The organism is Enterobacter cloacae complex sp. 382A5 (assembly GCF_050031095.1).
Classification (GTDB): domain Bacteria; phylum Pseudomonadota; class Gammaproteobacteria; order Enterobacterales; family Enterobacteriaceae; genus Enterobacter; species Enterobacter cloacae.
Map to the genome: position 1 here is coordinate 1,783,882 of NZ_JBLGVK010000001.1, position 15,795 is coordinate 1,799,676.

15 protein-coding genes are annotated in these 15,795 nt (G+C 53.8%); 5 read left to right on the forward strand and 10 right to left on the reverse strand.

All coding sequences use genetic code 11. The annotated features are described in order from the left end of the window. From nagK to ACQG2G_RS08420, 3 genes are all read left to right on the forward strand, one after another. The gene (gene nagK / locus ACQG2G_RS08410; protein WP_061772183.1) at positions 1–912 is read left to right on the forward strand and encodes an N-acetylglucosamine kinase; all 912 of its coding nucleotides are present in this window, start codon (positions 1–3) and stop codon (positions 910–912) included. Positions 913–926: 14 nt separating this feature from the next. Continuing rightward, positions 927–1,748, forward strand: a complete 822-nt coding sequence (cobB, locus tag ACQG2G_RS08415; protein ID WP_029881967.1) for a Sir2 family NAD+-dependent deacetylase — start codon at positions 927–929, stop codon at positions 1,746–1,748. Between the two features lie 226 nt (positions 1,749–1,974). Next, positions 1,975–3,204, forward strand: a complete 1,230-nt coding sequence (locus ACQG2G_RS08420) for an EAL and HDOD domain-containing protein (RefSeq protein ID WP_058679145.1) — start codon at positions 1,975–1,977, stop codon at positions 3,202–3,204. Positions 3,205–3,247: 43 nt separating this feature from the next. Here ACQG2G_RS08420 and potD read toward each other — a convergent pair whose 3' ends face one another. From potD to potA, 4 genes are read right to left on the reverse strand one after another with little or no spacing between them, the layout of a single operon-like run. Next, entirely contained in the window at positions 3,248–4,282 is a 1,035-nt protein-coding gene (gene potD / locus ACQG2G_RS08425; RefSeq protein ID WP_013097092.1) for a spermidine/putrescine ABC transporter substrate-binding protein PotD, read from the reverse strand. After that, complete coding sequence (gene potC / locus ACQG2G_RS08430; protein WP_013097091.1) at positions 4,279–5,070, reverse strand: spermidine/putrescine ABC transporter permease PotC; 792 nt, start codon at positions 5,068–5,070, stop codon at positions 4,279–4,281. The genes potD and potC overlap by 4 nt, the downstream gene beginning before the upstream one ends. Further along, the gene (gene potB, locus ACQG2G_RS08435) at positions 5,067–5,924 is read right to left on the reverse strand and encodes a spermidine/putrescine ABC transporter permease PotB (protein ID WP_013097090.1); all 858 of its coding nucleotides are present in this window, start codon (positions 5,922–5,924) and stop codon (positions 5,067–5,069) included. The genes potC and potB overlap by 4 nt, the downstream gene beginning before the upstream one ends. Continuing rightward, positions 5,908–7,026: a spermidine/putrescine ABC transporter ATP-binding protein PotA gene (potA, locus tag ACQG2G_RS08440; RefSeq protein ID WP_029881970.1), complete on the reverse strand. Its 1,119-nt coding sequence runs from the start codon at positions 7,024–7,026 to the stop codon at positions 5,908–5,910. Before potA ends, potB begins: the two co-directional genes overlap by 17 nt. A gap of 266 nt (positions 7,027–7,292) precedes the next feature. On the opposite strand from potA, the gene pepT reads away from it, so the two are divergent. Together pepT and ACQG2G_RS08450 are read left to right on the forward strand one after the other, a co-directional pair. Further along, positions 7,293–8,516, forward strand: a complete 1,224-nt coding sequence (gene pepT, locus ACQG2G_RS08445) for a peptidase T (protein WP_013097087.1) — start codon at positions 7,293–7,295, stop codon at positions 8,514–8,516. Positions 8,517–8,611: 95 nt separating this feature from the next. After that, on the forward strand, positions 8,612–9,103 hold the full coding sequence (locus ACQG2G_RS08450) for an REP-associated tyrosine transposase (RefSeq protein ID WP_369118575.1): 492 nt from the start codon (positions 8,612–8,614) through the stop codon (positions 9,101–9,103). A gap of 43 nt (positions 9,104–9,146) precedes the next feature. On the opposite strand, the gene ACQG2G_RS08455 is transcribed toward ACQG2G_RS08450, so the two are convergent. From ACQG2G_RS08455 to mnmA, 6 genes are all read right to left on the reverse strand, one after another. Beyond that, positions 9,147–10,268 carry a JmjC domain-containing protein gene (locus ACQG2G_RS08455; RefSeq protein WP_369118576.1) on the reverse strand — a complete coding sequence of 374 codons (1,122 nt, stop codon included), beginning with the start codon at positions 10,266–10,268 and terminating at the stop codon, positions 9,147–9,149. A gap of 91 nt (positions 10,269–10,359) precedes the next feature. After that, positions 10,360–11,823 (reverse strand): two-component system sensor histidine kinase PhoQ, encoded by a 1,464-nt coding sequence (gene phoQ / locus ACQG2G_RS08460; RefSeq protein WP_029881973.1) that lies wholly within the window; start codon positions 11,821–11,823, stop codon positions 10,360–10,362. Then, positions 11,824–12,495, reverse strand: coding sequence for a two-component system response regulator PhoP (phoP, locus tag ACQG2G_RS08465; protein ID WP_013097083.1), 672 nt, complete (start codon positions 12,493–12,495; stop codon positions 11,824–11,826). It abuts the gene before it with no gap. Positions 12,496–12,618: 123 nt separating this feature from the next. Beyond that, positions 12,619–13,989, reverse strand: a complete 1,371-nt coding sequence (purB, locus tag ACQG2G_RS08470; protein ID WP_040019575.1) for an adenylosuccinate lyase — start codon at positions 13,987–13,989, stop codon at positions 12,619–12,621. A 19-nt stretch (positions 13,990–14,008) separates the two neighbouring features. Beyond that, positions 14,009–14,638 carry a high frequency lysogenization protein HflD gene (hflD, locus tag ACQG2G_RS08475; RefSeq protein ID WP_013097081.1) on the reverse strand — a complete coding sequence of 210 codons (630 nt, stop codon included), beginning with the start codon at positions 14,636–14,638 and terminating at the stop codon, positions 14,009–14,011. Positions 14,639–14,665: 27 nt separating this feature from the next. Continuing rightward, the gene (gene mnmA / locus ACQG2G_RS08480) at positions 14,666–15,778 is read right to left on the reverse strand and encodes a tRNA 2-thiouridine(34) synthase MnmA (protein WP_178328796.1); all 1,113 of its coding nucleotides are present in this window, start codon (positions 15,776–15,778) and stop codon (positions 14,666–14,668) included. Positions 15,779–15,795: the final 17 nt, after the last annotated feature.

The following is a 15,795-nucleotide window of genomic DNA, read 5'->3' on the forward strand; positions in this document are numbered from 1 at the left end:
ATGTATTACGGATTTGATATTGGCGGCACCAAAATTGCGCTCGGCGCGTTTGATAACGATCTCAAACTGCAGTGGGAAACCCGCGTTCCCACGCCGCGCGAAAGCTACGATGAATTTTTAACCGCCATTGCCGCGCTGGTGGCGCAAGCGGATGAGCGCTTTGGCGTGAAAGGCAGCGTCGGCATCGGCATTCCAGGCATGCCTGAAACCTACAACGGCACGCTGTATGCCGCCAACGTACCTGCTGCCAGCGGCAAACCGCTGCGCGCCGATCTCTCTGCTCTCCTTGAACGCGACGTGCGTTTAGATAACGATGCCAACTGCTTTGCGCTCTCTGAAGCCTGGGATGATGAATTCCGTCACTATCCGCTGGTGATGGGGTTGATCCTTGGCACCGGCGTTGGCGGGGGAATTGTTATTAATGGCAAACCGATCACCGGGCGCAGCTATATCACGGGAGAGTTTGGTCATATCCGTTTACCGGTAGACGCGCTTGAGGTCGTGGGACGCGATTTCCCGCTTACCCGCTGCGGCTGTGGTCAGCATGGTTGTATTGAGAACTACCTGTCAGGTCGTGGGTTTGCATGGCTTTACGAACACTTCTATCATCAGAAACTCGAAGCCCCTCAAATCATTACCCTGTGGGAGCAAGGCGATGCGCAGGCGCGAGAGCACGTTGAACGTTATCTCGATCTGCTGGCGGTGTGTCTGGGGAATATCCTCACCATCGTCGATCCGGATCTGCTGGTGATTGGGGGCGGGTTATCAAACTTTACCGCGATAACGGAACACCTGTCCGGGCGTCTGCCCCGACATTTATTGCCAGTCGCCCGCGTGCCGCGTATTGAACGTGCGCGACACGGGGACGCAGGAGGCATGCGCGGAGCCGCATTCCTTCATCTCACCGACTAGTTTACGAGGTTACTATGCTGTCGCGTCGCCAGGGTCGACTCAGCCGTTTTCGCAAAAATAAACGCCGCTTACGTGAGCGCTTGCGCCAGCGGATCTTTTTCAGAGACAGAATGATGCCAGAAGCGATGGATAAACCCAGAGTGGTGGTGCTGACCGGGGCGGGGATCTCTGCCGAGTCCGGTATTCGAACCTTCCGTGCTGCGGACGGGTTGTGGGAAGAGCACCGTGTTGAGGATGTGGCGACACCAGAAGGCTTCGCCCGTGACCCGGATCTTGTGCAGGCATTTTACAATGCCCGCCGTCGTCAGCTTCAGCAGCCAGAAATAGCGCCTAATCCGGCGCACCTGGCGCTGGCGAAGCTGGAGGAGGCGCTGGGTGATCGTTTTCTGCTGGTTACGCAGAATATCGATAACCTGCACGAGCGAGCCGGCAACAAAAACATCATCCACATGCACGGCGAGCTACTGAAGGTGCGCTGTGCCTGGAGCGGCCAGGTGCTGGACTGGAAAGAGGACGTGCTGCCTGAGGATAAATGTCACTGCTGCCAGTTCCCTTCGCGTCTGCGTCCGCATGTGGTCTGGTTTGGTGAAATGCCGCTGGGGATGGATGAGATTTACAGCGCGCTGGCCATGGCGGATGTGTTTATCGCCATCGGTACCTCAGGGCATGTCTATCCGGCGGCGGGGTTTGTTCACGAAGCGCGTCTGCACGGTGCGCATACCGTAGAGCTCAACCTCGAACCCAGCCAGGTGGGAAGCGAATTTGAAGAGAAGCACTATGGGCTGGCAAGCGAGGTCGTACCCGAGTTCGTCGATAAGCTGCTCAAAGGTCTGTAATAGCGACAGTATGAAAAGGCACCCGTTAAGCGGGTGCTTTTTTGTTTATAAACTCGTCCGCTGAAATTACCATTAATGACGTTTACTAAACCACAATATAAGCCCTGTTAATTAGTGTGGATGCTATTATTTTGTGCATTCAATCAAAATAGTGCTTAATAATGCTCGTTATCGTGGTGTAGAAAGAGGATGCTAATAAATATAACGTCGATAAGGAGGATGGGATATGTACGGATTTATTGCGAGACAACCCATTTTTAACCCGGATATGAATACGGTAGCTTATGAACTGCTTTTCAGGGATGGGATGGCAAACCGTTTTCCGGATGTATCGGCAGAATATGCAACATCCAGAATGATATCCGACCATTTTTTATCTGTACCGTCTCAGCGTATCGCCGGGACACAGACCTTGTTTATCAACTTTCCATCCAGAATGGTCATCGACCGCAGCGGTGAAGCGCTGGACAAGGAGAGCGTGGTCATTGAGATCCTTGAAGATGCCGTTCCCGGCGAGGCGTTATTGCAGGCCGTGAAAGAGATGAATGCGCACGGATATCGCTTTGCGCTTGATGATTTTACCCTCGCGCCGGAATGGGATCGCTTTTTACCCTATATTTCTGTACTTAAATTTGATGTCAGAAATTATACCTTAGCGCAAATTCAGGATTACCTGCGTACACGTAAAAGCCTGACCCACCATATAAAGTATCTCGCTGAAAAAGTTGAGACTAAAGAGGAATTCAAACGCTATCGTGATGCCGGTTTTTCGCTTTTTCAGGGTTACTTTTTCTGTCGTCCTGAAGTGATTAAATATAAGCGCTTATCACAAAATCAACTGGCGATTTTCCGCCTGCAGATGGAAGTGGGGCGGAATAAACCTGATTTTCGGATCATCGAGTCGTTAATAAAAACCGATCTCACCTTGTCCTATAAAATCATGCGTTATATGAAACACACGGCGTTTAAACACGTCGGTGCCTGCAATTTTAGCAAGTTAACGCTCAGTGAAGTCCTCAGGTATCTGGGGGAAAACCAGCTGCGACGCTTTGTTGCGGTGGTGGTGCTGGCCAGTGCCGGCAACGACACCGTCGACGAGCTGTATCCTCTGAGCATGATGCGGGGCAAATTCTGTGAGCTGATTGCAGAGAAGATGCCTGCGCCGGGGCTGGCGGAAAACGCGTTTATGTGTGGCCTGTTCTCTCTGCTTGATACCTTGCTTGAATTGCCAATGGCGGAGTTGATGAAGCAAATTGCGGTGCCGCAGGCTGTCAGCCAGGCCCTGTGTCATCAGGAAGGCGTGTTAGCCGATATGGTGACGCTGTGCCGCCACTATGAACAGCAGGAGTGGGAGGAGGCGGCCAGGATAGCGAACGGTCTTGGGCTGTCGGATGACGACGTTGTGGATGCCATGAGAATGGCGACGATCTGGGCGGGGGAAAATGCGGCGGGTTAAGGCCCCTCACGGCGTGGCGACGTGAGGAGCCAGACTGCGGCCCTTATCGGCCGGCTTTTAATTTCTGGTAATACTCTTCATACAGACGGCTCGCATCGCCGACATCGTTTTGCCATTCACCTTTGCTGATGGTGTCGGCATCCGGGTAGAGGGATTTATCATTCGCCACTTCAGGCTTCAGCAGCTTGCGGGCGGCCAGGTTTGGCGTCGGGTAGCCAATGGTCTCGGCAACCTGCTTCGCCACGTCCGGGCGCAGCAGGAAGTTAATGAGCTTCAGGGCACCGTCAACGTTTTTCGCATTCGCGGGAATAGCCAGGCTGTCCATCCAGAAGATACCGCCTTCTTTCGGCCAGACAACCTCCAGCGGCGTACCGGCCTGACGCGCAACCCATGCAGAGCCGTTCCACACCATGCCGAGATTCACTTCCCCTTCCATGTACGGATTCGCCGGGTTATCGGAGTTGAACGCCGCCACGTTAGGCATCAGTTTTTTCAGCTCGTTATAGGCCGCTTCAATCTCTTTCGGGTCCGTTGTGTTGCCCGAGTAACCCAGCTTGCGCAGCGCCACCTGGAACACTTCACGGGCATCGTCGGTTAACAGCAGGCTGCCTTTGTATTCAGGCTTCCACAGGTCGGCCCACTGGGTAACGGTTTTAGGATCGATTGCTTCGCTGTTAACCCCGATGGCGGTCGCACCCCAGATGTACGGAATGGAGTAGTCGTTGTTCGGATCGAACGGTTTGTTGAGCATCTGCGGATCGAGGTTGTTGAAGTTGGTCAGCTTCGACTTGTCGATCTTCTGGATCATGCCCTCTTTACGCATCTTGTCGACGAAGTAGGTCGATGGCACCACCAGATCGTACGCGCCGTCCTTGTACGTTTTAAGCTTGGCGTACATGGTTTCATTGGACTCGTAGGTAGAGTAGATGACCTTAATGCCCGTCTCTTTGGTGAACTGCTCCAGCAGACCCGGCGGCACATACTCAGTCCAGTTATAGAAGTAGAGCGTTTTGCTGTCATCAGCGTGCGCGACGCCCATTCCGAGCACCAGTGCCGCAGCGGCAAGCATTTTTTTCATTTCATTGTCCCCTGAGATTTTGTTTTATCACGAGCAATAATCTGGCTGGCAATCACCAGTACCAGCGAGAACACTAACAGTATGGTCGCCAGCGCGTTCACCTCAGGCGAGACGCCGACTTTCACCATCGAATAGATTTTCAACGGCAGAATTTCATAGCTCGGCCCGGTCACGAAAGAGGAGACCACAACGTCATCCATCGACAGGGTGAAGCTGAGCAGCCACCCGGCCGCGACGGCGGGCATCGCCAGCGGCAGGATAATTTTGCGCAAAATGGTCATCTCGCTGGCGCCGAGATCTTTCGCGGCCTCCAGCATACGCACATCAAAGCCTTTCAGGCGTGCATAGACCGTCACCACCACAAATGGCAGGCAGAAGGTGATGTGGGAAAACAGCAGCGACCAGAAGCCGAGCTGGACACCCAGCAGCATAAACAGTACCAGCAGAGAAATCGCCATGACGATATCCGGTGACATCATCACCACAAACAGCATGCCGCTGACGAACGGTTTACCGCGAAAGCGGTAGCGATACAGTGCCACGGCGGTGAGAGAACCAATTAGCGTGGCGAACGTTGCTGAAAAAATCGCCATCGTTAATGAGTGCTGCGCGGCCTGTAGCAGGCTGTCGTTGTTCATCAGCAGGCTGTACCAGTTAGTGGTAAAGCCCTGCCAGTTGATCCCGAAGCGTGAACTGTTGAACGAGTTCACGATCAATATGATAATCGGAATATACAGGTAAGCGTAAATGGCGGTCATAAAACCGCCGCGAAGCAGTCGACCGATCATTCGAGTTCCACCTTCTTATTCAGCAGCCGTGAAGCGCGCCAGTAAACCAGCAGCATCAGACCCATCACCACCGTCAGCGTAATGCTGGTGGCGGAGCCGAATGGCCAGTCGCGAATGTTAAGGAACTGGCTCTTAATCACGTTTCCGATCAGCAGGTTTTTCGCACCGCCCATCAGGTCAGAGACGTAGAACAAGCCCATCGCCGGAAGCATCACCAGCAGACAGCCTGCGATAATGCCGGGCATCGTCAGCGGAATGATAATGCGGATAAAGGTCTGCAGCTTATTCGCCCCCAGATCTTTGGCCGCTTCCAGCAGCGGTTTATCCAGCTTCTCAATGCTGGAGTAGAGCGGCATCACCATAAACGGCAGCAGGATATAGACCAGACCAATAATCACCGCACCCGGGGTAAACATAATGCGGATTGGCGTATCAATCACCCCCAGCCACAGCAGAAACTCGTTCAGATAGCCTTTGGTGCTGAGGAAAATTTTCAGCCCGTAGATGCGAATTAAGGAGTTGGTCCAGAACGGAACAATCAGTAAAAAGAGCAGCAGCGGGCGGATTTTTTGTGGCAGTCGTGCCAGGAACCACGCGAAGGGATACCCCAGCACCAGGCAGGCAACGGTGGCGATCAGCGCCATGTTCAATGAGTGCAGCAGCACATCAAAGTAGAGCGGATCGAGCAGACGTGAGTAGTTATCCAGCGTAAAGACCAGCGCCACAAAGTGGGCATCGTCGCGGGTCAAAAAGCTGGTGGCGATGATCATCAGGTTGGGTAAAAAGACAAACAACACAAGCCAACCGACGATCGTGGCAATCACCACATTCTGGAATTTACTTGTGTTCTTCATCAGCCAGCACAACCTCCCAGCTTTCTACCCAGTTAATAACCATTTTCTGATCGAGCGAGTGATCAAAGTCCGGGTCGTCCTCGTTAAAGAACTCGCTAACCATCACCATCTTACCGTTTTCCAGTTCGACAACGGATTCCAGCGTCATCCCCTTGTAATTACGCTCGCGGATATAGCCGATCAATCCTTCGGCTTGCGCATTGCCGTGGATCTCCTCGACGCGCAGATCTTCCGGGCGTAACAACACGTTGAGCTTTTGTCCCTTCTCAACGGCAAAGTTAACGGTGATATTGCACTCGCGGCCTTCGACATTCGCCCGAACGCGCTGCTCATCCAGACGCTCGACAACCGTGGCGTTGAAGATATTGATCTCGCCGATGAAGCTGGCCACAAACAGGTTTTTCGGCTCTTCGTAGATTTCACGCGGCGTGCCGTCCTGCTCGATTTTACCATCACGCATCACCACGATACGGTCGGACATGGTGAGCGCTTCTTCCTGGTCATGCGTCACAAAGACGAAGGTAATGCCGAGCTTACGCTGCAGGGCCTTAAGCTCGTTCTGCATCTGCTTGCGCAGTTTATAGTCCAGCGCGGAGAGGGACTCATCCAGCAGAAGCAGACGCGGTTTGTTGACCACCGCGCGGGCGATGGCCACACGTTGCTGTTGACCACCAGACAGCTGATGCGGTTTGCGTTGAGCAAACTCCTCCAGCTGTACCATCCTTAGCGCCTCGGTCACGCGCGGCGGGATCTCGCTGGCCGGTGTTTTTTGCATCCGCAGACCAAACGCAACGTTTTCAAACACGGTCATGTGCGGGAACAAAGCATAGCTTTGAAAGACGGTATTAACGTGACGATCTTCAGCGGGGACCTGGGTAATGTCCTGCTTTTCAAGGTGGATATGGCCGCTATCGACGCTTTCCAGCCCGGCGATAAGGCGCAGTACGGTTGTCTTGCCGCAGCCAGAAGGGCCAAGCAGCGTGAGGAACTCACCATCATTAATGGTCAGGTTGAGGTCGGAAATGACATCTTTACCATCAAAACTTTTACGAATTCGTTCCAGTTGCACCAACGGTGAACGTGAACGGGATTGAGTATTCAATTTTTGCGCTGTCCCATATAGACGCTCCGGGCAGCAGACCGAAGCGGGGTTTGTGTGTAACCACCTTGGTGACTCGTAATGAGGGCGGACATTCTACGGCAAACCACTGTAATCGCCAATCCTTGTCACTGATTCATAAGCTACATTTACTGACGTACACGATATAAACGGAAAATATTCTCGTTTGCGGGATAAAAGTGACCTGACGCAATATTTGCGTTTTAATGCTTATTGATAATGTTGTCACAAAAAGTGAGGGTGACTGCATGGATAAATTACTTGAGCGTTTTTTACAGTACGTTTCGCTGGATACCCAATCTAAACCGGGTGTCCGCCAGGTGCCAAGCACCGAAGGCCAGTGGAAGTTATTAAACCTGCTCAAAGAGCAGCTTGAGGCCATGGGGCTGGTCAATGTCACCCTGAGCGAAAAAGGCACTGTGATGGGAACGCTGCCTGCCAACGTCCCCGGTGATATTCCGGCGATTGGCTTTATCTCCCATGTCGACACCTCTCCGGATTTTAGCGGTAAACATGTTAATCCGCAGATTGTGGAAAACTACCGTGGCGGTGACATTGCGCTGGGAATAGGTGACGAAGTGCTTTCGCCGGTGATGTTCCCGGTGCTGCACCAGTTGCTTGGGCAGACGCTGATCACAACGGATGGCAAAACGCTGCTGGGGGCAGATGACAAAGCGGGTATCGCGGAGATCATGACGGCACTGGCGGTGCTGAAAGGAAAAAATATTCCGCACGGTGATATCCGTGTGGCCTTTACGCCGGACGAAGAGGTGGGCAAGGGGGCGAAACATTTTGATGTCGAGGCCTTTAACGCGCAGTGGGCCTATACCGTGGACGGCGGTGGCGTGGGCGAACTGGAATTTGAAAACTTCAATGCCGCGTCCGTGACCATCAAAATTGTGGGTAATAATGTGCATCCCGGCTCCGCCAAAGGCGTGATGGTGAATGCGCTGTCGCTGGCGTCCCGTATTCATGCGGAAGTTCCGGCGAATGAGAGCCCGGAGCAGACCGAAGGTTATGAAGGTTTTTATCACCTGACCAGCATCAAAGGCACGGTGGACAGCGCGCAGATGCACTACATCGTGCGTGACTTTGACCGTAAAGCGTTCGAAGCACGCAAGCGTAAGATGATGGAAATCGCGAAGAAGGTGGGTAAGGGGCTACACCCGGACTGCTATATTGAGCTGATTATTGAAGACAGCTACTACAATATGCGCGAGAAGGTTATGGAGCATCCGCATATCCTGGATATCGCCCAGCAGGCCATGCGCGACTGCGATATTGAACCGGTGCTGAAGCCGATTCGCGGCGGCACCGACGGTTCGCAACTGTCCTTCATGGGATTGCCGTGCCCGAATCTCTTTACCGGGGGATACAACTATCATGGTAAGCATGAGTTTGTGACGCTGGAAGGAATGGAAAAAGCGGTGAAGGTGATTGTGCGGATTGCGGAGTTAACCGCGAAGCGTTAAGACATCGCCCGGTGGCGCTGCGCTTACCGGGCCTACGGGAACAGGTAGGCCGGGTAAGGCGTAGCCGCCACCCGGCATCTGGAAAAGGAGTGCCCATGTCAAACTACCGTCGCCATTACGTCCCCGGCGGCACCTGGTTTTTCACCGTTAACCTGCAAAACCGACAGAGCGATTTACTTACCCGCCATATTGATAGCCTCCGCCAGGCCACCTCCTCGGTGAAACGATCAAAGCCCTTTACGATTAATGGCTGGGTGATCCTTCCTGAACATATGCACTGTATCTGGACCTTGCCGGAAGGTGACAGCGATTTTTCCGGGCGCTGGCGTGACATCAAAAAAACGTTCTCACGAAATATTGAAATGCGTCATATCTGGCAGGCGCGTTTCTGGGAACATACCATCCGCAACGACAATGATTACCGCCGACATATGGATTACATCTACCTCAACCCGGTGAAACATGGGTACGTTTGTAAGGTTGTCGACTGGCCGTTTTCAACGTTTCATCGGGATGTACGGGAAGGGTTGTATCCGGCGGATTGGGCCGCGGAGATTGCGGATTTTGCGGCGGGGGAGTGGAAGTAAAAACGCCGGGTAAGCGCAGCGCCACCCGGCAATACATTACAACTCAGTCCTCAAAGAACCAATACCCGCTGTTGACCAGCGCGGCAAGCATGGCGAGGAAAGAGGGATCTTCCAGGGCGTCGCCAAAGGTATCGGCAGTCAGTACCAGATGGCTGGCGATGGCTTCCAGCGCCGGGCGATGCGGAGAATCCAGCTTCTCGCCGTTGACGAAGACATCTTCACCGATGCGCAGCACGCGTAACCCACCCAGGCGAACCAGCTTGTCACCCTGCTGCAGCGCATCATAAATCTCGTCGGCCTGATACGGCGGCTCCGGAGGTGCCACATCCAGCTCGTGACGTGACTGGCTGATAAACTCACCAAACCACTGTCTGAAATGTTCCGGCTCGTTGATCAGATCCAGCATCATGCCGCGCAGCTTATCCAGTTCTGCTGGCAGAATGTCTGCCGGATGCTCGCGGGAAGGCACATCCGGATCGCTGTAGCGATGGCTGCCCAGCTCGCGTTGCAGAACGTAATCGGCAAAACCGCTGATCATCTCACGACCACTTGGCGCGCGGAATCCGACAGAATAATTGAGGGAGTTTTCCAGCGAGTAGCCTTCATGCGGGAATCCCGGCGGAATATAAAGAATATCTCCCGGCTCCAGCTCTTCGTCGATGATCCCGTCAAACGGATCCACCTGAAGCAGGTCAGGATGCGGGCAGTGCTGTTTCATCGGTACTTTTTCACCCACGCGCCAGCGACGGCGGCCGGTCCCCTGAATGATAAACACATCGTACTGATCCAGATGTGGGCCAACGCCGCCCCCTGGCACGGAGAAGGAGATCATCAGATCGTCCATTCGCCAGTCGGGCAGGGCGCGGAACGGGCGCATTAAGGCTGCCGTCGGCTCGTGCCAGTGGTTGACCGCCTGCACCAGTAATGACCAGTTATTTTCACCGAGGTGATCGTAGCTTTCGAAAGGACCATGGCTGACCTGCCATTTTCCATCCTGGTGGCTCACCAGGCGGCTGTCGACTTCGTTTTCCATGGCCAGGCCAGCCAGTTCATCAGGCGTGATAGGGTCGACAAAATTGCTGAACCCGCGCTTAAGAACCACCGGGCGTTTCTGCCAGTAGCGTTCAATAAACTCGGGCCAGTTCAGTGCTAAGTGATAATCCATATTTTTTTATTCCGCAGGCTCTTACTGAGTCGGATTATAACGGAAGCGCAGGAGCCTGGGTGCGAGATCCGCGCATTTTTCACATAACGGGCTAACTATCGTTCGATGTGGGCTGCTGACGGCCAAAAATCACTTCCATTCTGGCACCGCCAAGTAAACTTTCACCGGTTTCGATTTTGCCGTCGTACTGGTCGACGATCTCGCGTGCGACGGACAACCCCACCCCCTGGCCGGGACGCAATGTATCCGCACGCTGACCGCGATCAAATACCACGTCACGTTTGTTTCGCGGGATCCCCGGGCCATCGTCCTCAACAATGATGTGCAGCTCGTTGTCCGTCTGACGGGCGGAAACCTCCACGAACTCCAGACAATATTTACAGGCGTTATCGAGCAGGTTACCCATCACCTCCATGAAATCATTCTTTTCGCCGACGAAACTGATTTCAGGAGAGATATCGAGACTGATGTTCACCCCTTTACGCTGATATACCTTATTCAGCGCAGAGGTCAGGTTATCCAGCAGTGGTGCCACGGGGTGCAGCTCCCGGCTCAGCAGGGCGCTGCCGGAACGCATGCTGGCGCGATGAAGATAGTAGCCAATTTGCTGCGAAATACGACTGATCTGCTCAAGCATCACCGGCTCGGCATCATCGACGCTCATTCTGGAGCTGCGCATGGATCGCAGGGTGCTTTGCATGACGGCCAGCGGGGTCTTCAGGCTATGAGTGAGGTCAGTCAACGTGGTGCGGTATTTATCGTAGCGCTCGCGTTCACTTTTCAGCAGGCGGTTAAGGTTACGCACCAGACTTGTTAGCTCACGCGTTGTCTCAGGATTAAGCTTCTCGCGATGATGCTCCTCCAGCTCGCGAACCTCTTTCGCCAGCGATTCAATCGGGCGCAAACTCCACCAGGCAGCAATCCACAGCAGCGGTATGACCAGCAGCAGATTGGCAGCCAGCACGTAGACGAACCAGCCCCAGACCCGATAAGAGCGTTTAAGCTCGACGGGGATGGTATCCACCACCACGATGGTCAGCTGCGGCATGTCAGGCGTGGCGGGATAGAGATTGATGGCGACGGAGTGGGTCATTTCTGTTTCGGCGTCATCGGCGCGGATCTCATTCAGCTTTTTTTGCAGAGAGCGATCTTCGCGCAGCAGGCTGCTGGTGGTATTCAGATCGGCTTCAATTTCATGGAATCCGTTGGTTTTAAGCCATTCCGGGCGGATGCTTTTCACCAGCCAGGGAACATCACGCTGTGCCCACAGCAGTTTCCCTTTTTCATTGTAAATCAGCGCCAGCGTGGGACTCTGCTGGTTAAGATTCTCCGGCATCTCGACGCTGATCTGGTTGTTTTCCCACTTTGCGAGGGTATAAAACAGGTTGCTCTCACCGCGCAGCAGACGAAAGGTCGTTTTATCAAAACTGACGCTGTAACCAACCAGCGCCACCATGCCGTAAGAAAGCGACAGCACCAGCACAACGGCGGCTGTGGCCAGCAAAAAGCGAACCCGCAGTGAAAGGGGCATAATGTGCCGCATTAGTCGTTTCATTTAGCGTAATTCGAACAGGTAGCCCTGACCGCGCACGGTTGTGATCACATCATGCGGATACTGCGCCTGAATCTTCTTACGCAAACGGCCCATCAGCACATCAATGGTGTGACTCTCACGCAGTTCGGCATCCGGATAAAGCTGGAGCATTAAGGAGTCTTTGCTCACCACTTTACCGTTGTTACGGATTAGCGTTTCCATGATGGTGTATTCGAAGGCCGTCAGTTTGATGACTTCATTGTTGATTGAGAATTCCCGACGGGAGAGATCCACCTGGAAAGGTGGAAGGGAAATCACCTGGGAGGCGAGCCCGCTGTTGCGGCGTAACAGGGCCTGCATGCGTGCCGCCACTTCTTCAATATGAAACGGTTTGGTGACGTAATCATCGGCACCGGCACTGAGCACTTCCACTTTGTCCTGCCAGCCTTCACGCGCGGTCAGCACCAGGACAGGAAGGGAGACATCGTGGCTGCGCCAGCGGCGAATCAATGACAGTCCGTCTTCGTCAGGTAACCCGAGATCAACGATGGCGATATCCGGCAGGTGTTCATTGAGATAATAATCGGCTTCTTTTGCATCTTCCGCATCATCCACCTGATGTCCCATCTCCTGAAGCTGAACCTTCAGGTGATGACGTAGCAATGCGTTATCCTCAACAACCAGTACGCGCATCATCTTTCTCCCAGAATTAATAGTATGAATAGTTTAACGCTGATTATGTTGTTGTGGGGATAAACATTGAGTAAACCGGGGAAAAAGCAGCCCCCTTTTCGGGCGAAAAGGGGGCGGGGGAGATTACTTCAACTCGTCGACCATGGTGATGGCGCGGCCAATGTAATTCGCTGGTGTCATCTCTTTCAGGCGGGTTTTTTCCGCTTCCGGCAATGCGAGGCTATCGATAAACTGTTTCATACCTTCCGCATCGACACGTTTACCACGGGTCAGCTCTTTCAGTTTTTCATACGGTTTTTCGATGCCGTAACGACGCATCACGGTCTGGATCGGCTCGGCCAGCACTTCCCAGTTGTGGTCCAGCTCGTCCAGCAGACGATCGCGGTTCACTTCCAGCTTGCTCACCCCTTTCAGGGTGGACTGATAGGCGATCAGCGCATAGCCAATCCCCACACCCAGGTTACGCAGCACGGTGGAGTCGGTCAGATCGCGCTGCCAGCGGGAAACCGGCAGTTTGCTCGCCATATGCTGCAACACGGCGTTGGCCAGACCCAGGTTGCCTTCGGAGTTTTCGAAGTCAATCGGGTTCACTTTGTGCGGCATGGTTGAAGAGCCGATTTCACCGGCGATGGTCTTCTGCTTGAAGTGGTTCAGCGCGATATAACCCCACACGTCGCGGTCGAAGTCGATCAGAATGGTGTTGAAGCGGGCGATACAGTCGAACAGCTCGGCGATATAGTCGTGCGGCTCAATCTGAGTGGTGTACGGGTTCCACTGAATTCCCAGGGAGGTCACGAACTCTTCACTGAACTGATGCCAGTCCACTTCCGGGTAAGCGGCGATATGGGCGTTGTAGTTACCTACCGCGCCATTGATTTTACCAAGGATCTCAACCTGTTCCAGCTGACGATACTGACGCTCCATACGGTATGCCACGTTAGCCATCTCTTTACCCATCGTGGATGGCGTAGCGGGCTGACCGTGGGTACGGGAGAGCAGGGGAATGTCGCGGTATTCCACAGACAACGCTTTCACCGCGTCAATGATTTTACGCCAGTAAGGCAGAACCACCTCTTTGCGCGCGGTAGAGAGCATCAATGCGTGAGACAGGTTATTGATGTCTTCAGAAGTACAGGCGAAGTGAATGAATTCAGACACCGCGTGTAGCGCCGGAACGCTTGCCACTTTCTCTTTCAGGAAGTACTCAACCGCTTTTACGTCGTGGTTGGTGGTACGTTCAATGGTCTTGATGCGAGCAGCATCTTCTTCATTGAAGTCAGCAACGATTTTATCAAGGTAATCGTTTGCCTGGGCGTCAAAAGCAGGAACTTCCTTGATTGCTGCCTGGGCGGCCAGCTTTTGCAGCCAGCGTACTTCAACCTGAACACGGAACTTCAGCAGGCCATATTCGCTGAAGATCCCGCGCAGCGCGCTGACTTTATCGCCGTAGCGTCCATCGACAGGGGATACGGCGGTCAGTGAGGATAATTCCATAATTCGCAACTCCGGGAGGTTAACAATGAGCAAGAATTTGTTTTGCCTGAGTCGTCAGGCGATTACGAGAAAACATTAACTGCAGGCGGCCACCGCCAACCTGATGCCACAGCACGGCGGCACGGATACCGGCCAGCAGCGAGGCGCGTACTTTTGCCTGGACCTGCGGGCTTTGCAGTACGGCAGGTGAACCGGTGACCTGGATACGCGGGCCCAGCGGACTGATAACATCAACATAAATACCGGCCATGGCGCTCAACAGCGTTTCAGACTGCAGATCAAAATGGTCGAGCTGACGCTGCAAGCCGGCAATGCGGTCACCCAACGTATTCAGCGCGCCTTTCGCTGCGCTGAGTTTACGTTCCAGCACCATCAGGCTTAACGTATAACGGGTAAGCTCTGCGTTTAATCCCTGACGGCTGCTGGCATTAAGCACGCCAAGCAAGGTTTCAAGACCGAGACGAAGATTGGTTTCGCTGCCACCGAAGACACCCAGGGTTGAACCGGGGTTGAGATCGATAACGCTGTTGAGCGAAACGTGCAGCGCGTCAGCGTCACAATGACCCTGATGCGCCAGCTGTTGCACCAGACGGGCTGACTGGCAAATTCCTGCCAGTGCCAGGGTGATGTCATAATAGTTCTTCGCCACACGTTCTCCTTTATGTGTGCAATCGGGTTAAACGGCCGGCAGCGGCAGGCGCTGTTCTATGATCCCACCACCCAGGCAGATATCACCGCTGTAGAAGACGGCGGACTGGCCCGGCGTGACGGCTGCAACTGGCTCGTCAAAACGCACGTCAATGCGATCGTCATCCAGCGCGGTAATGGTGCAGGGGATATCCGTCTGACGGTAGCGTGTTTTTACCGTGCAGCGCAGGGTACCTTTGAGCGGTTCACGGTCGACCCAGTGCAACTGTTGCGCGATCAGGCCAACGGACATCAGACGCGGATGGTCGTGCCCCTGAGCGACGATCAGAATATTGTTTTCGACATCTTTGTCGACCACGTACCACGGATCTTCGCTACCGTCTTTGGTACCGCCGATACCCAGGCCTTTACGCTGGCCGAGGGTGTGGTACATCAACCCCTGATGCTGGCCAATTTCGTCGCCATCGACGGTGACAATTTTGCCCGGCTGCGCAGGCAGGTAGCGACCAAGGAAATCGCGGAATTTGCGCTCGCCAATAAAGCAGATACCGGTGGAGTCTTTTTTCTTCGCGGTGATCAGATCCAGCTCTTCAGCAATTTTACGGACTTCTGGCTTTTCCAGCTCGCCAACCGGGAACAGGCTTTGTGCAATCTGTTCATGGCTTAACGTATAAAGGAAATAGCTCTGATCTTTATTACCGTCCAGACCGCGCAGCAGCTGGCTTTTGCCGTTCACATCGGCGCGACGCACGTAGTGACCGGTCGCAATATAGTCTGCGCCCAGATCTTCCGCCGCGAATTCGAGGAAGGCTTTAAATTTGATCTCTTTGTTGCACAGAATATCCGGGTTTGGGGTACGGCCCGCTTTGTACTCTTCCAGGAAAAGCTCAAACACGTTATCCCAGTATTCTGCGGCAAAGTTAACGGTGTGCAGTTCAATGCCGAGCTTGTCGCACACGGCCTGCGCATCGGCGAGATCCGCAGCGGCAGTGCAATATTCCTCGCCATCATCTTCCTCCCAGTTCTTCATGAACAGGCCCTCCACCTTATAGCCCTGTTTTTGCAACAGGTAGGCGGAAACGGAGGAATCGACACCGCCGGACATGCCGACGATCACTTTTTTCTGGCTGTTATCTGACATGGAATACTCACGACATT

Excerpts from the sequence above, each read along its gene's own strand:
- potC (WP_013097091.1), bottom strand. The coding sequence starts at position 5,070 with ATGATCGGTCGACTGCTTCGCGGCGGTTTTATGACCGCCATTTACGCT.
- pepT (WP_013097087.1), top strand. The coding sequence starts at position 7,293 with ATGGATAAATTACTTGAGCGTTTTTTACAGTACGTTTCGCTGGATACC.
- purB (WP_040019575.1), bottom strand. The coding sequence starts at position 13,989 with ATGGAATTATCCTCACTGACCGCCGTATCCCCTGTCGATGGACGCTAC.
- phoQ (WP_029881973.1), bottom strand. The coding sequence starts at position 11,823 with ATGAAACGACTAATGCGGCACATTATGCCCCTTTCACTGCGGGTTCGC.
- potD (WP_013097092.1), bottom strand. The coding sequence starts at position 4,282 with ATGAAAAAAATGCTTGCCGCTGCGGCACTGGTGCTCGGAATGGGCGTC.
- mnmA (WP_178328796.1), bottom strand. The coding sequence starts at position 15,778 with ATGTCAGATAACAGCCAGAAAAAAGTGATCGTCGGCATGTCCGGCGGT.
- phoP (WP_013097083.1), bottom strand. The coding sequence starts at position 12,495 with ATGCGCGTACTGGTTGTTGAGGATAACGCATTGCTACGTCATCACCTG.
- ACQG2G_RS08450 (WP_369118575.1), top strand. The coding sequence starts at position 8,612 with ATGTCAAACTACCGTCGCCATTACGTCCCCGGCGGCACCTGGTTTTTC.
- ACQG2G_RS08455 (WP_369118576.1), bottom strand. The coding sequence starts at position 10,268 with ATGGATTATCACTTAGCACTGAACTGGCCCGAGTTTATTGAACGCTAC.
- nagK (WP_061772183.1), top strand. The coding sequence starts at position 1 with ATGTATTACGGATTTGATATTGGCGGCACCAAAATTGCGCTCGGCGCG.
- ACQG2G_RS08420 (WP_058679145.1), top strand. The coding sequence starts at position 1,975 with ATGTACGGATTTATTGCGAGACAACCCATTTTTAACCCGGATATGAAT.
- potB (WP_013097090.1), bottom strand. The coding sequence starts at position 5,924 with ATGAAGAACACAAGTAAATTCCAGAATGTGGTGATTGCCACGATCGTC.
- cobB (WP_029881967.1), top strand. The coding sequence starts at position 927 with ATGCTGTCGCGTCGCCAGGGTCGACTCAGCCGTTTTCGCAAAAATAAA.